Here is a 14044-nt window from a genome sequence, read left to right as displayed (position 1 = left end):
TTGTTTAGGGCGGGAGCATTAGGCATGCTCACTCGCCCCCTGAGCATATCGGCAGTGACGGGTCAGCTGAGGCCGCTGTAGGCGTGCAGCCCCTTGAAGAAGACGTTGACGATCGTGAAGTTGAAGATGACGGCAGTGAAGCCGATGATCGACAGCCACGCCGATGGCGTTCCCCGCCATCCGCGGGTCGCACGTGCGTGCAGGTATCCGGCGTAAAGCACCCAGATGATGAACGTCCAGGTCTCCTTGACGTCGAAGCCCCAGTAACGGCCCCAGGCATCCTGCGCCCAGATGGAACCCGCGATGAGCGTGAAGGTCCAGAGGATGAAGCCGATGATCGCGAATCGGAAGGCCGTGCCCTCGAGGCGGTCGGCGCTCGGCAGCGTCGCGAGGAAGCCAGGACCAGGCTTCTCAAGCGCTTCTGCCAGGCGGCGCTCGCGCCGGGTCTGCATGAGCTGCAGAATCGACAGCGCGCAGGCGAGAGCGAAGAACGCGGTGCCGAGCGACGCGACGAAGACGTGGATGACGAGCCACACGCTCTTGAGCGGATCCATCAGCGGCACGACCCCGACGTAGAAGCTGAGCGACGCGGCACCCAGCAGAACGACGACGATCCCGAGGATGAACGTGCCGAGGTAGCGCAGATCGACCCGGAGGTTCACGAGCAGATAGACGAAGACGATCAGCAGCGTGCCGATCATCGCGAACTCGTACAGGTTCGCCCACGGCACGCGCTCAGCGGCGATTCCGCGCAACACCGTCGCTGCGAGGTGGAACACGAACCCGAGCGTCGTCAGAACGGTGCCGATCCTGGCCATCACATATCGCGGCTTCACCGGCACATCGGATGCGTCGCCCGCCGCATCCGCACCCGATGAGGAAGACCTGTCGACAACCGGCGCCCCGGCGCCGACCAGCGCCGCCTCGCTCTCGCGGACGAGACGCGCATCGGAACTCACCTCGGAACGCCGAGCGAGATCGAAGGCGTAGGCGATGAAAGCCGCTGCGTAGATCGCGATCGCCGTCCAGACGAACAGGATCGAGAGAGAGTCGAGATCGGGCATGGTGCCAGTCTACTTTCGGGTTGTCGCGGAGGAAGGGGCATCGAGCAGCCGCGCGTGACCTGTGACCAGGTCGTCGACGGCGCCGCCGAGAGTGGGATCCTCGCCGCGGGCGAGGCCGGCGTACTCCAGCCGCACCTCACCACCCGCGACGGATGCTTTGACCCACATGCGCCGGCGCGGAATGAACAGCGCGAGCATCAGGCCGGCGAGCGAGAGGAGAGCGAAGACGAGCACCCACACGGCGGATGCATCGTGGTGCACCTGCAGAGACGCGAAGCGCTTGACCGACTGGGTGAAGTCGGTGGCGCCCGCGGGCGCTTCATCTTCGAACGTGATCGTTCCGCGGCCGCCCGGAAGCTCGGCAGTCTCGCCCGGCTGCAGCTCGATCGAGGGCGCATCGCCCCCGTCGCCGGCGATCGGGGTGAGCTCATCGGTGTCGAGCACGTAGACGGACTTCGGCGTACCGTCATCGATGCCGAGGTCACCCTCGTAGACGCGGAGGGTGAGCAGAGGGGCGAGCAGATCGCCGTGCGCCGACGCGAATGCACCGTTGTCGTTCTTCACCGCGCTGGGGTAGAAGAATGCGGCGATGCCGAGCTGTTCCGGCATCCCATCGGTCACCTTGATGACGCCGAGCGAGGTGAGCGCCGTGTCCTGAGGCAGGAACGGCACCGAGTTGCGGTAGACGACCTCGTCGTCAGCGTTTCGGACCGTGATCGTCGGCGCGTAGCCGTTGCCGAGCAGATAGACGTTGTTGCCGGCGATATTGAGCGGATGGTTGACGCGCACGGAGGCCTCGCGCGTCTCACCGTTCTCGCGAATGGTCATGTTGGCCGAGAAGTCCCCCGCCTGACCGGATGCCGCCGACCCGTACTCCTGATACGTCACATCGAACGAGTCGAGGGTCATCGAATATGGGCTGAGCGCGTCATCACTGACGAACCGGCCGCGGTTCATCGATTCGTAATCCAGGAGCGTGTTGACGAACGTCTGCCCCTCCACGACCACCCGCTGACCGGTGTAGGCGAAGCTTCCCCCGACCCCGACGGTGACGAGCACGCCGACGAGCGCGATATGGAAGAGCAGGTTGCCGGTCTCGCGCCAATAGCCGCGCTCTGCCGAGACCGAGTACGTGCGCCCCGTCTTGGTGGCGAGGTCGTAGCGCTCGACACGGTAGCCGAGGGCCTTCAGCTGCTTCTGTGCGACATCGATCGAACGGGATGCTTCGGCGTCAGCATCCGCCTCATTGCTCCCTGAGCCTGTCGAAGGGCGTACGGTTTCGCGGTAGTCCTCGAGACGCTGCAGACGAGCGGGCGTCCGCGGCGGGCGGGCGCGCAGAGCCTTCAGATGGTGCTTGACGCGTGGGATGACGCAGCCGACGAGCGAGATGAACAGCAGCAGGTAGATCGCGGAGAACCAGGGCGACAGGTAGACGTCGAACAGGCCCATCGCGTCGAGCACGGGGAACAGGTCGGGGTTGTCGGCCTCCCACTGGGTGACGCCGTTGGGGTCTGCCATCCGCTGCGGGAAGATCGAGCCGGGAATCGCCGCGATCGCAAGCACGAGCAGCAGGACGATCGCCGTGCGCATCGAGGTCAGCTGACGCCAGCCCCAGCGCAGCCAACCGACGAACCCGAGGCGCGGCTGGGTGATGGTGCTGTTATCGCCGTCGATGTGATCAGACGGGCGGAGCGGGTCGGAACTCGTCACAGCATCCTTCTTGGGAGCGGGGGAATCAGAGCGGGAGCTGGACACTGCCCATCACCGCCGTGAGCCTCGACATGAGGTCGGTCCACAGACCAGAGACCATCAGCACGCCCAGCGCGATCAGCAGAACGCCGCCGATGATGTTGACGACGCGGATGTGCCGGCGCAGAAACCCGATGGTCTTCGTCGCCCAACCGAAGCCGAGCGCGACCAACAGGAACGGGATGCCGAGGCCAAGACTGTACGCGAGGCCGAGGAGGGCTGCCCGCCAGGGGTCGCCGATGGTCCACGCGACGCTGGTGATCGCGGCGAGGGTCGGGCCGATGCACGGCGCCCAGCCGATGCCGAGCGCGAAGCCCAGCAGCGGGGCACCGATCAGCCCGGTCTTCGATGTGACGTGCATGCGCCACTCGCGCTGCGCGAAGCCGAACATCCCGAGGAAGACGAGCCCCATCGCGATGATGACGCCCCCCAGGATTCGGGTGATCAGCTCGCCCCACTGCAGGAAGAAGACGGATGCTGCGCCGCCGATGACGGTGAACGTGATGAACACGATGCTGAAACCGAGGATGAACAGCAGCACGCCCAGCACCAGGCGGCCACGGCCAGTCTGAGCAGCGTTCGCGGTCGTGCCGCGCGGCGCCGCCGCTCCCCCGATGAATCCGAGGTACCCGGGAACGAGCGGGAGCACGCACGGCGAGAGGAACGAGACGAGGCCCGCGAGCATTGCAACCGGGATGGCAAGCCAGAGGGCGCCGGATCCGATCAGTTCCTGGGTGTTCACGCGCCCTCCGCGAGCGCGTCTCCGACGAGGGTTGCGAGGATGCTGGGCCCGTCGAGCTGCCCGATGATGCGCGCTGCGACCCGGCCCTGATTGTCGAGCACGAGAGTCGTCGGCGTCGCCTGGATCGGCGTCGCGCCCGCGAAGGCGAGCTTGGCCGTGCCGCTGTCGACGTCGATGAGGCTCGGATACGTGACCCCGTAGGTCTTGGCGAAAGCCTTCGCCGTGTCGGGCTGGTCGTAGGTGTTGACGCCGATGAACGACACCTCGTCGTCGGAGTACTGCTGCCAGACCTCTTCGAGAGCACCCGCCTCAGCACGGCAGGGTGCGCATCCGGCGTACCAGAAGTTGACGACTGTGACGTCGCCGGCGATGTCTGTGCTCTCGAACTGATCGCCCTCTTCGGTCACCCCACTGAAGACGACCGGTTCACCGCGCTCTGCGACGGGAATCTCTTCGACCGCGCCATCGGCGGAGATGTATCCCTTGCCGTCACCGTCGAGATACTGCTGCGCGACGGGGTCCGCTGCGCAACCGACCAGCGTGACGGCGAACACCGCGGCGAGCGCGGCAGAAAGCAGCAAGCGGGGGCGGGGCATATTCCCAGTTTACGCAGGGCTTTCTATGGGTGATCTGGAAGGTGCAGGTGCCGTGATCAGAACTTCGCGAGCACGTCCTCGACGCCGGAACGGAACCGCGGGCACGTGGTGATGTCATGCGCAGTGCAGCGCACGGCGTGCTCGGTCATCTCTTTCGAGCGGCGCATCTCCTCCATCCGTCGGTCAAGATCAGCGAGATGAGCGAAGAGCACTTCATGGCGCCCACTCCGGCCGTCATCGAGCAGGATCGCGATCTGCTCGAGGGTCATTCCGGCGGCTTTGCTGCGCTGGATCACGGCGATGCGGACGATCTCTTCCTCGCCGTACCGACGGCGTCCGGCTTGATCGCGCGCCGGACGAAGAAGTCCGACCGATTCCCAGTGCCTGAGCACATTCGTGGGCAGATCGACTCTTTCGGCGACCTCTCCGACGGACCAGGGACGAGAAGAGCTTGACTTCATGTTGACATGAAGTCACAGACTGATCGAGAAATCAAGCTCACGAGAGGAACACCATGTACGACGCGATCGTTATCGGCGCCGGACCCGCGGGTCTCCAGGCGGGTCTGACCCTGGGACGGATGCACCGCAAGACGCTCGTTCTCGACTCGGGCAAGTACCGCAATGGCACCGTCTCCCACATGCACAACGTGCTGGGTGACGACGGGACGGCACCAGCGGACTACCGCGCACGGGCGCGCACGCAGCTCGCGGAGTATCCAGATGTGGAGCTCAGTCCCGGCACCGTCGCTCGCATCTCCGGCGCCATCGACGGCTTCACAGTCCACTTCCCCGACGGACACAGCGAGGACACGCGCCGCATCGTGCTCGCCACCGGCGCCATCGACGAGCTGCCCATTGTCCCAGGGCTCACCGAGCTCTGGGGGCGGCGCGCCTTCGCCTGCCCGTTCTGCGACGGCCACGAGTTCGCCGGCAAAGAGATCGGAGTCATCGGCGCAGGTCCCCGCGCCGGGCACCTGATCGGGATGCTCGGGAGAATCGCCTCGCGCATCACGGTGTTCCCGCTCGCCACCGATCTTCCCGGCGACCTGGCCGGGCTCGAGTACGCCGATGTGCAGGTCGCGCCGGTGGTGGACTCGGCGACTGCAGCAGACGAAGGCGTGACCGTGACCGCCGGTGACCAGGAGTTCGCAGTGGCGGGTCTGTTCGTTGCCGCGGGAACGTTTCGCCAGAGTGCGCCCTTCATCGCGGAGCTCGGACTGCGCATTCTCGACAGCGGGGGGATCGAGATCGACGACTTCGGGCATACCTCGATCGCAGGCATCTCGGCGGCGGGAGACCTCGCGCACCGCGCCTCGATGCCAGGGCCGATGCCGTCGGTCCTTCAGGCCGCAGCGGCAGGACAGCTGGCAGCGTCCGCGATCGTGCAGGAGCTGAGCGACTGAGAAGTCAGACTGCGCCGAGGTCGATGCCGGCCGCGGCGGGCTCGGCGTAGTCGACCTCGCGCCACACGTCGCCCACACGTTCGAACGAGGTGATGCTGGAGAGCGCACAGCGGCGCGTCCGCGGGTCGTGCGGCAGACGGAGCCCCGCGACATGCAGGTGCGTGATCCAGATCGGCGCCTGGTGCGAGACGATCACGATGTCGCCGCTATCGGTCTCGTGCCAGACGTCGTTCAGCGCGGCTTCCATGCGCTCGGCGATGGAGATGTACGGCTCCCCCCAGCTCGGCACCGCGGGACGACGCAGCTTCCACCAGTTACGCGGGTCACGCAGTGCACGACTCATCCGCTTGCCTTCGAACAGGTTCGTCGGCTCGATCACCCGCTCATCCAGCACCGGGTCGACCCCGAAGATCTCGGCGAAGGGCTCGGCAGACTCCTGCGTCCGCTGCAGCGGAGAGCACCGCAGAGCCGTCACCGAGCGATCGAGGCCCTCGAGATACTCGGCGGCGGCTCGCGCCATGCGGCGCCCGTCTTCGCTCAGCCGGTAGTGCGGAAGCCGCCCGTAGAGGAGCCGCTGCGGGTTGTGGACCTCCCCGTGACGAACAAGGTGAAGGCGTTCGGCCGGCACCTCACACCTTTCGGTACTGCGCGGAGCCGAAGCCGATGATGAAGTTCCCGATCATGGGGATCAGCCACAGCAGGAAGAAGGAGAACACTCCACCCTTGCCGAAGTTCTTGCCCTGTTTGACGGCGACGACGATCGCGAAGACGATGTTGACGATCGGAATCAGGTACAGCAGAACGAACCATCCGCTCATCCCTGCGATCTTGACGAGGAAGACCAGGTTGACGATCGGAATAAGGGCCAGGATGCCGGGGTACCCAGCCTTCGTGAACACCTTCCACAATGCCACCGCGTAGAGGATGTAGAGCACCAGTGTGATGATGCCCGCACTGCCGGAGAACACTTGCTGGGTGTAGTCATTGAGGTCCATGGCCATGAGTCTAGAGGTGCACTCGCTCCTGAGTGCGGATGCCGCGATGCGCCCACGTAGACTGGCTGGATGCTTCGCACTCACACGACCGGCTCACTGCGAGCCGAGCACATCGGCCAGACTGTCACCCTCACGGGTTGGGTCGATCGTCGTCGTGATCACGGAGGAGTCGCGTTCATCGATCTCCGCGATGCCTCAGGCATCGCCCAGGTGGTCATCCGCGATGAAGAGGTTGCGCACCCACTGCGCAGCGAGTTCGTGCTGAAGGTGACCGGTGAGGTCTCGCAGCGCCCTGAGGGCAACGCGAACTCGAACCTTCCCACCGGCGACATCGAGGTCATCGCGACCGAGGTCGAGGTCCTCAACGAGTCCGCTCCCCTGCCTTTCCAGGTGTCCACCGGTCTCGGCGACTCCGAGACCGTCGGCGAGGATGTGCGATTCAAGTACCGCTATCTCGACCTGCGACGCCCGGCCGCAGCATCCGCTCTTCGTCTTCGCTCGAAGGTCTACAAGGCCGTGCGCGACGTTCTCGACAGCCGTGAGTTCGTCGAGGTCGAGACCCCGACTCTCACGAAGTCGACGCCAGAGGGCGCCCGTGACTTCGTCGTGCCCGCGCGTCTGCACCCCGGCAGCTGGTACGCCCTGCCGCAGTCGCCGCAGCTGTTCAAGCAGCTGCTCATGGTCGGTGGCATCGAGAAGTACTACCAGATGGCTCGCTCCTACCGCGATGAGGACTTCCGCGCCGACCGTCAGCCGGAGTTCACGCAGCTCGACATCGAGATGAGCTTCGTCGACCAGGAAGACGTCATCGAGATGATGGAAAGCGTCTTGACGGCGATGTGGAAGACGATCGGCGTCGACCTGCAGACCCCGCTGCCGCGCATCACCTACGCCGACGCGATGGCGAAGTACGGCTCGGACAAGCCCGACCTGCGCTTCGGGCTCGAGCTCGTCGACGCGACCGAGTACTTCTCCGAGACGACCTTCCGCGTGTTCCAGTCGGAGTACGTCGGCGCAGTGGTCATGCCCGGTGGCGCATCGCAGCCGCGCAAGAAGCTCGATGCCTGGCAGGACTGGGCCAAGCAGCGCGGCGCCCGCGGCCTCGCGTATGTGCTGTTCAACGAGGACGGCTCGCTCGGCGGCCCCGTGGCCAAGAACCTGTCCGATGCGGAGCAGGCGGGTCTTGCGGACTTCGTGGGCGCGAAGCCGGGCGACTGCGTGTTCTTCGCCGCAGGATCGGCGAAGGACTCCCGCGCACTGCTCGGCGCCGCACGCGTCGAGATCGGCCGCCGCCTCGATCTGCTCGACCCCGACACGTTCGCGTTCACGTGGGTTGTGGATGCTCCGATGTTCGAGCCCGCAGCGGACGCTGTGGCCTCGGGCGACGTCGCCGTCGGAGCCGGCGCATGGACCGCTGTGCACCACGCGTTCACCGGCCCGAAGCCGGAGTTCGCCGACACCTTCGACACCGACCCGGGATCGGCGCTCGCCTACGCGTACGACATCGTGTGCAACGGCTCTGAGCTCGGCGGCGGATCGATCCGCATCCACCGCGAAGACGTGCAGAAGCGTGTCTTCGAAGTCATGGGTATCTCGGAAGAGGTTGCGAACGAGCAGTTCGGCTTCCTGCTGGACGCGTTCAAGTTCGGCGCCCCGCCACACGGCGGAATCGCGCTCGGCATGGACCGCGTGCTGCAGCACCTCACCAAGACCGAGTCGATCCGCGAGGTCATCGCGTTCCCGAAGACCGGCAACGGCTTCGACCCGCTGACTTCTGCTCCCGCCCCCATCACCGACGCGCAGCGCGCCGAGGCCGGCGTGGACTTCGTTCCGGAGGCTTGACCCCCTTCTACCGTCGCTGAGACCCCATCCTGCCGCCGAGACCCCGTCGTATTGACGTCTGCACGACGAGGTCTCGGCACAAAGGTGGGGTCTCAGTGTTGCAGGGCGGCGAGCCCTGGAGCGATGTTCTCGTTCCACACGTCGAAGCCGAGCTTTCCGATGAGAGCCACCACGACGACGAGGAACACGATGCGGATGAACTTCGTCCCTCGGGCGATCGCCATCCGCGAGCCCAGATAGCTGCCGGCCACGTTCGCCACCGCGAGGATGCCACCGAGCACCCACAGCACTGACCCGTGCGGGATGAACAACAGCAGCGCGCCGATGTTCGTGGCGAGGTTGACGATCTTCGCCTTGGCGCTGGCCTGTAGAAAGCCGTATCCCATGAGAGCGACGAGCGTGATGACGAGGAACGTCCCGGTTCCAGGGCCGATCATGCCGTCGTAGAAGCCGATCGCAAGTCCCGCGGCACCCGCCATGATGTGGTGCTTATGCCCCGCGAATCGCAGCTTCGTCGCCACGCCCATCTCGGGCTTGAACACCGTGAAGATCGCGACCGCGAGCAGCGCGACCACGATGATCGGCTTGAACGCCTCGGGGGGCAGCACGGTGGCGACCGCTGCGCCTCCGAACGAGCCCGCGAGCGCGATTGCCGCCATCGGCAAGGCCGTGCGGATATCGGGCTTCGCTCGTCGGTAGTACGTGGCGCTGCTCGTGGCCGTGCCGAAGACCGAGGCGAGCTTGTTCGTCGCGAGCGCCTGCACCGGAGCGATTCCCGGGATCAGCAGTAGCGCCGGCAGCTGCAGCAGCCCACCACCGCCAACGACAGCGTCGATCCAGCCGGCGCCGAAGGCTGCGAGGACGACGAATATCAGCATCCCCCAGGTGAGCTGTTCAAGCCCGAGCAGCTCACCGATTTCCATTGCATCATTATCGCGCGCTGCGGTCGTGTCTCGATGACAGACTGGGATCATGCTCGATGCTCTTCCGCTGCCGCATCCGTTCGAATCTCGTGTCGGATCCGCGGTGCTCCGCCGTGCCACGGGCGACGACATCGACGCACTGATGGCGCTGCTCTCCGACGACCCGATCAGCGCCGCACGTGGTGACGTCGCATCCGACGCGGATCACGACGCCTACGCCAGCGCACTGCAGGATATCCTCGCCGAACCGTCGAACGACCTGCTCGTGGTCGACCTCGATGGCACCGTCGTCGGCACGCTGCAGCTCACGTCCATCCCCGGGATGGCGCGCCGGGGTGCGCGCCGCCTGCTCGTCGAGGCGGTGCGGGTGCGCAGCAGTCTGCGCTCGTCCGGAATCGGTTCGGCTGTCATGCGCTGGGTATCGGATGCCGCAGCTCCCGCCCTCGGCGCGTCCCTCGTGCAGCTCACGTCTGATGCCGCACGCACCGACGCGCACCGGTTCTACGATCGCCTCGGGTACGTCGGCTCACACGTCGGTTTCAAGTACGACGTTCCCCGCCCCGCACACTGATCTGAGAGTTGCTTTGCGCGGCGAGGCTCTGCCTGCCAGCGCGATTCTCGCACGGCAGGCCGATTCTCGAGGCCACGCTGGGTCGGCGTTCACCTTCAGGACTCTGCGCGTTCATCGCGCCCGCGAGAACCGGTAACTCTCGCGCCGTAGCGTCCAGTGGCATCCCGACACCGACGCCCTGCGCGCCGAACCTCCGAGAGGAACCCACCCTGATGGCAACAATTACCCGCCGTGCACGTTTCATCGCCGGCATCGCCCTGGCTGCATCCGCCGCCATGGCGCTGACCTCCTGCGCCGCCGACAGCAGCGCCGGAAGCAGCGACGCCGGCGACTCTTCCGCCGCCGCATCCGCCACGTCCCTCGCCGACTTCGGCAGCTTCGAGGATCTCGAGGCCGCAGCCAAGGCCGAGGGCCAGCTGAACGTCATCGCCCTCCCCCGCGACTGGGCCAACTACGGCGAGATCCTCGACCTTTTCGCCGAGCGCTACCCGGAGATCACGATCAATGAGGCGTCTCCCGACGTCTCCAGCGCCGAAGAGATCACCGCAGCCGAGACGAACCAGGGCCTCGACACCGCCCCCGACGTGTTCGACCTGGGACTGGCCGTCGCGCTCGAGAACACGGACGTGTTCGCGCCATACAAGGTCGAGAACTTCGACGAGATCCCCGACGCTCTGAAGGAGCCGACCGGCCTCTTCGTCGGCGACTACGGCGGATACATGTCGATCGGCTACGACTCCTCGAAGTTCGACGAGCCCACGTCGCTCGACGATCTCAAGGGCGCTGACTTCAAGGGCGCCGTGGCGATCAACGGCGACCCGACTCAGGCTGGTTCTGCTTTCGCAGCCGTCGGTCTCGCCGCGGTGCAGTCCGGTGGCGACCTGGATGACTTCACCCCCGGAATCGAGTACTTCGGAGAACTGCAGAAGGCCGGCAACTTCCTCAAGGTCGATGTGACTCCTGCGACGATCACCAGCGGTGAGACTCCGGTCGTCTTCGATTGGGACTACTTGAACGCCGCTGCCGGTGCCGACAACGCCGATTGGAAGGTCGTCGTGCTCGACGGCGTCGGCTACGCCTCGTACTACAACCAGGCCATCAACAAGGATGCTCCGCACCCCGCCGCCGCCCGTCTGTGGCAGGAGTTCCTCTACAGCGACGAGGTGCAGAACCTGTGGCTGAAGGGTGGCGCCCGTCCTGCCCGTATGGAGGCCATGACCGAGGCCGGCACGATCGACGCCGAGCTCGCTGCGGCTCTCCCCGAGGTGCCCTCGGAGACCGTCGTCCCGACCGAAGAGCAGTCCACGGCAGCGGGCACCCTGCTCGGCGAGAAGTGGGCCGCGGCCGTCCAGTGACAGCGATCATCACGGGGGCGGGTGCTCCCGCATCCGCCCCCACCACCGCCGGGCCCGTTCCCACGGCCCGGCGGTCGGGTCTGTCGTGGGCGTGGCTGGGACTCGTGCCCTTCGGCGCCTATGTGCTGCTGTTCCTCGGCGTGCCGACGATCCTTGCGATCGGCTCGGGCTTCGCAGGCGAAGACGGAGCGTTCACGTGGACGAACGTCGCAGCCCTCGCGGATCCCGTCGTGCTGAACACCTTCGCGAACTCTGCGTGGGTATCGCTGCTCACCTCCGTCGTCGGCGCCGTCGCAGGCGCTGTGGTCTGTTACGGCATGCTCGGCATGAATCCGCAGGGCGCGGTGCGCCAGAGCGTGGATGCTGCGGCCGGCGTGCTCGCGCAGTTCGGCGGCGTCATGCTCGCGTTCGCGTTCATCGCGACGATCGGCGCCCAGGGTGTCATCACGGTGTTGCTCCGCGACTCGTTCGGGGTCAACATCTTCGAAAACGGCATGTGGCTGTACGAGGTGCCTGGCCTGATCTTCCCCTACATCTACTTCCAGGTGCCGCTCATGGTGATCACGTTCATGCCCGCGCTCGCAGCACTCAAGCCGCAGTGGTCCGAGGCGAACCTCACTCTGGGCGGTACGCGGCTCGGCTTCTGGACTCGCATCGGCGTTCCGGTGCTCGCGCCGTCGTTCCTCGCCAGCCTGCTGCTGCTGTTCGCCAACGCGTTCTCTTCGTATGCCACGGCGGCCGCTCTTGCCAGCCAGGGGTCGCAGATCGTCCCCCTGCAGATCCGCGCAGCTCTCACCAGCGAGACCGTACTCGGCCGCGAGAACCTCGCCGGCGCCCTCGCGCTCGGCATGATCCTGGTCGTTGGCGTGGTGATGGCGCTGTACTCGCTGATCCAGCGGCGCGCTGCGAGGTGGCAGTCGTGAACAAGATCGCTCCCTCCCGCGTGACGCGCTGGATCATCGGCATCCTGATCGGCGGTTTCTTCGCGATCCCGCTGATCTCGACCTTTCTCTACACGCTGCGCGGCACCGACGGCGAGCTCTCTTTCGAACGCTGGGCGACGCTGCTGGACCCCGCGGCGTCCTCGGCGATCAAGCCGATCTGGACGGGCCTGGGCAACTCGCTGATCCTCGCTCTCGTCACGGTCCTGATCGTTCTCTTGCTGCTCGCGCCGACCATGATCCTGGTGAATCTGCGGTTCCCGAAGCTGAAGCCGTTCTTCGAGTTCACGGCGCTCCTGCCGATCTCGATCCCCGCGATCGTCATCGTCGTCGGGCTCTCGCCGATCTACCTGCAGATCGGGCGCGCTCTCGGCACCGGCACCTGGACGCTCGCTTTCGCTTACGGCATCACGGTGCTGCCATTCGCGTACCGCTCGATCCAGGCATCCATCGATGCCGCCGATCTCCGCACGCTCGCAGAAGCGGCAAGGTCGCTGGGTTCGAGCTGGCCGACCGTGGTGGTGAAGGTGCTCGCACCCAACCTGCGACAGGGGCTGCTGTCGGCGTCGCTCATCTCGATCGCCGTCGTGCTCGGCGAGTTCACGATCGCCTCTCTGCTGAACCGTCAGGTGTTCCAGACGGCGATGGTCGTCGTCGGCAAGCAGGATGCCTATGCCCCCGCGATCTTCACACTGCTCGCGCTGCTGCTCTGCTTTCTGCTGCTGCTCATCATCGGCCGCACCGCGCGCGGCAACCGAAAGGCCTCACAATGACCATCCCGCTCCCCCCGACCAAGGACAATCAGCTGCTCGCAGAGGCCGGCGAAGGCACGCGCGTGCAGCTCCGAGGCATCGAGAAGAGCTACGGCACGAACCGCGTGCTGCACGGCGTCGACCTCGACATCGCCCCCGGTGAGTTCGTGTCGCTGCTCGGCCCGTCCGGCTGCGGAAAGACCACCGCGCTTCGCATTCTCGCAGGGCTTGAGAACGCCGATGCCGGCGCCGTGCGGCTCGGCAGCCAGGACGTCTCGCGCGTGCCCACCAACAAGCGCGATATCGGCATGGTCTTCCAGGCGTACTCGCTGTTCCCGCACCTGAGCGTTGCGGATAACACTTCATTCGGTCTGCGCCGGCGCGGCGTGAGCAGATCCGCAGCGGGACGCCGCGCACTGGACGCGCTCGCGCTGGTCGGTCTCGACGGCTTCGCTGACCGCTTTCCACACCAGCTCTCGGGCGGGCAGCAGCAGCGCGTCGCGCTCGCGCGCGCCCTGGTCACCGAGCCGCGAGTGCTGCTCCTCGACGAGCCGCTGTCGGCGCTCGATGCCAAGGTGCGAGTGCAGCTGCGCGATGAGATCCGCCGCCTCCAGCTGCGCCTGGGCATCACGACGGTGTTCGTCACGCATGATCAGGAAGAAGCGCTGGCCGTCTCTGACCGGATCGCCGTCATGGATGCCGGACGCATCGACCAGATCGACTCTCCGGAAGAGCTCTACCTGCGCCCGGCGACTGCCCACGTCGCTGCGTTCGTGGGGCTGTCGAGCGTCGTGCCTGGCGCCGCCTCAGGGGACAGCGTGTCGGTGTGGGGACGATCGCTTCCCCTGAACTCCCCGGTCACCGGCGAGGTCGATGTGCACCTGCGCCCCGAGAACCTGCGCTTCACGGGGCAGGCGGATGCCGCGACCGGCGGCGTGGTCGAGGAGAGCACGTTCCTCGGCAGCATCCGGCGCACTCTGGTCAAGACCGATTCGGGCGAGCTGGTCCGCGTGCAGCACGACGCGCACCAGCATCCGGCCTTCGGCGACCGCGTCTGGCTGGCGATCGCGCCGGTGCCGGTGGCTGCGCGCGCGCGTTCCTGACCGCGG

At 66.3% G+C, this 14044-nt stretch carries 15 protein-coding genes; 7 read left to right on the top strand and 8 right to left on the bottom strand.

What is annotated here, in order from left to right; genetic code table 11:
* Positions 1–62: 62 nt before the first annotated feature.
* The 5 genes from ccsB to ACTU6V_RS05845 are packed head-to-tail and all read right to left on the bottom strand — an operon-like array spanning position 63 to position 4612.
* Positions 63–1064 (bottom strand): c-type cytochrome biogenesis protein CcsB, encoded by a 1002-nt coding sequence (gene ccsB / locus ACTU6V_RS05865; RefSeq protein WP_443475180.1) that lies wholly within the window; start codon positions 1062–1064, stop codon positions 63–65.
* A gap of 9 nt (positions 1065–1073) precedes the next feature.
* A complete protein-coding gene (gene resB, locus ACTU6V_RS05860; protein ID WP_443475179.1) occupies positions 1074–2819 on the bottom strand; it encodes a cytochrome c biogenesis protein ResB in 1746 nt (581 codons plus the stop codon).
* Positions 2800–3555 carry a cytochrome c biogenesis CcdA family protein gene (locus tag ACTU6V_RS05855; RefSeq protein WP_443467501.1) on the bottom strand — a complete coding sequence of 252 codons (756 nt, stop codon included), beginning with the start codon at positions 3553–3555 and terminating at the stop codon, positions 2800–2802. The genes resB and ACTU6V_RS05855 overlap by 20 nt, the downstream gene beginning before the upstream one ends.
* Positions 3552–4151, bottom strand: coding sequence for a TlpA family protein disulfide reductase (locus ACTU6V_RS05850; RefSeq protein WP_443467502.1), 600 nt, complete (start codon positions 4149–4151; stop codon positions 3552–3554). The genes ACTU6V_RS05855 and ACTU6V_RS05850 overlap by 4 nt, the downstream gene beginning before the upstream one ends.
* Positions 4152–4207: 56 nt before the next feature.
* Entirely contained in the window at positions 4208–4612 is a 405-nt protein-coding gene (locus ACTU6V_RS05845) for a helix-turn-helix domain-containing protein (protein WP_443475178.1), read from the bottom strand.
* A 53-nt stretch (positions 4613–4665) separates the two neighbouring features.
* Here ACTU6V_RS05845 and ACTU6V_RS05840 point away from each other — a divergent pair, with 53 nt between their 5' ends.
* Positions 4666–5556 carry an NAD(P)/FAD-dependent oxidoreductase gene (locus tag ACTU6V_RS05840; RefSeq protein ID WP_443475177.1) on the top strand — a complete coding sequence of 297 codons (891 nt, stop codon included), beginning with the start codon at positions 4666–4668 and terminating at the stop codon, positions 5554–5556.
* A 4-nt stretch (positions 5557–5560) separates the two neighbouring features.
* On the opposite strand, the gene ACTU6V_RS05835 is transcribed toward ACTU6V_RS05840, so the two are convergent.
* Both ACTU6V_RS05835 and ACTU6V_RS05830 read right to left on the bottom strand, forming a co-directional pair.
* Positions 5561–6184, bottom strand: coding sequence for a histidine phosphatase family protein (locus ACTU6V_RS05835; protein ID WP_443475176.1), 624 nt, complete (start codon positions 6182–6184; stop codon positions 5561–5563).
* A gap of 1 nt (position 6185) precedes the next feature.
* Positions 6186–6551: a DUF5684 domain-containing protein gene (locus tag ACTU6V_RS05830; protein WP_443467506.1), complete on the bottom strand. Its 366-nt coding sequence runs from the start codon at positions 6549–6551 to the stop codon at positions 6186–6188.
* A gap of 69 nt (positions 6552–6620) precedes the next feature.
* Between ACTU6V_RS05830 and aspS the strand changes: the two genes are divergently transcribed.
* Positions 6621–8393, top strand: a complete 1773-nt coding sequence (aspS, locus tag ACTU6V_RS05825; protein ID WP_443475175.1) for an aspartate--tRNA ligase — start codon at positions 6621–6623, stop codon at positions 8391–8393.
* A 92-nt stretch (positions 8394–8485) separates the two neighbouring features.
* Here the strand turns inward: aspS and ACTU6V_RS05820 are convergent, their stop codons facing one another.
* On the bottom strand, positions 8486–9316 hold the full coding sequence (locus ACTU6V_RS05820) for a sulfite exporter TauE/SafE family protein (RefSeq protein ID WP_443475174.1): 831 nt from the start codon (positions 9314–9316) through the stop codon (positions 8486–8488).
* A 49-nt stretch (positions 9317–9365) separates the two neighbouring features.
* Here ACTU6V_RS05820 and ACTU6V_RS05815 point away from each other — a divergent pair, with 49 nt between their 5' ends.
* From ACTU6V_RS05815 to ACTU6V_RS05795, 5 genes are all read left to right on the top strand, one after another.
* Positions 9366–9887: a GNAT family N-acetyltransferase gene (locus ACTU6V_RS05815; RefSeq protein ID WP_443467509.1), complete on the top strand. Its 522-nt coding sequence runs from the start codon at positions 9366–9368 to the stop codon at positions 9885–9887.
* Positions 9888–10099: 212 nt separating this feature from the next.
* Positions 10100–11242: an ABC transporter substrate-binding protein gene (locus ACTU6V_RS05810; protein ID WP_443467510.1), complete on the top strand. Its 1143-nt coding sequence runs from the start codon at positions 10100–10102 to the stop codon at positions 11240–11242.
* Positions 11239–12165: an ABC transporter permease gene (locus ACTU6V_RS05805; RefSeq protein ID WP_443467511.1), complete on the top strand. Its 927-nt coding sequence runs from the start codon at positions 11239–11241 to the stop codon at positions 12163–12165. Before ACTU6V_RS05810 ends, ACTU6V_RS05805 begins: the two co-directional genes overlap by 4 nt.
* Complete coding sequence (locus tag ACTU6V_RS05800; protein WP_443467512.1) at positions 12162–12956, top strand: ABC transporter permease; 795 nt, start codon at positions 12162–12164, stop codon at positions 12954–12956. Before ACTU6V_RS05805 ends, ACTU6V_RS05800 begins: the two co-directional genes overlap by 4 nt.
* Positions 12953–14038, top strand: coding sequence for an ABC transporter ATP-binding protein (locus tag ACTU6V_RS05795; RefSeq protein ID WP_443467513.1), 1086 nt, complete (start codon positions 12953–12955; stop codon positions 14036–14038). The genes ACTU6V_RS05800 and ACTU6V_RS05795 overlap by 4 nt, the downstream gene beginning before the upstream one ends.
* Positions 14039–14044: the final 6 nt, after the last annotated feature.

Origin of the sequence: Microbacterium zouquanmingi, from assembly GCF_052266675.1 — a bacterium.
GTDB lineage: Bacteria > Actinomycetota > Actinomycetes > Actinomycetales > Microbacteriaceae > Microbacterium.
This window is presented reverse-complemented; position numbering and strand designations above follow the sequence as displayed.

What these genes read in the sequence shown, in the direction of transcription:
- ccsB (WP_443475180.1), bottom strand. Translation starts at nt 1,064, where the DNA reads ATGCCCGATCTCGACTCTCTCTCGATCCTGTTCGTCTGGACGGCGATC.
- ACTU6V_RS05850 (WP_443467502.1), bottom strand. Translation starts at nt 4,151, where the DNA reads ATGCCCCGCCCCCGCTTGCTGCTTTCTGCCGCGCTCGCCGCGGTGTTC.
- ACTU6V_RS05845 (WP_443475178.1), bottom strand. Translation starts at nt 4,612, where the DNA reads ATGAAGTCAAGCTCTTCTCGTCCCTGGTCCGTCGGAGAGGTCGCCGAA.
- ACTU6V_RS05840 (WP_443475177.1), top strand. Translation starts at nt 4,666, where the DNA reads ATGTACGACGCGATCGTTATCGGCGCCGGACCCGCGGGTCTCCAGGCG.
- ACTU6V_RS05830 (WP_443467506.1), bottom strand. Translation starts at nt 6,551, where the DNA reads ATGGACCTCAATGACTACACCCAGCAAGTGTTCTCCGGCAGTGCGGGC.
- aspS (WP_443475175.1), top strand. Translation starts at nt 6,621, where the DNA reads ATGCTTCGCACTCACACGACCGGCTCACTGCGAGCCGAGCACATCGGC.
- ACTU6V_RS05820 (WP_443475174.1), bottom strand. Translation starts at nt 9,316, where the DNA reads ATGGAAATCGGTGAGCTGCTCGGGCTTGAACAGCTCACCTGGGGGATG.
- ACTU6V_RS05815 (WP_443467509.1), top strand. Translation starts at nt 9,366, where the DNA reads ATGCTCGATGCTCTTCCGCTGCCGCATCCGTTCGAATCTCGTGTCGGA.
- ACTU6V_RS05810 (WP_443467510.1), top strand. Translation starts at nt 10,100, where the DNA reads ATGGCAACAATTACCCGCCGTGCACGTTTCATCGCCGGCATCGCCCTG.
- ACTU6V_RS05795 (WP_443467513.1), top strand. Translation starts at nt 12,953, where the DNA reads ATGACCATCCCGCTCCCCCCGACCAAGGACAATCAGCTGCTCGCAGAG.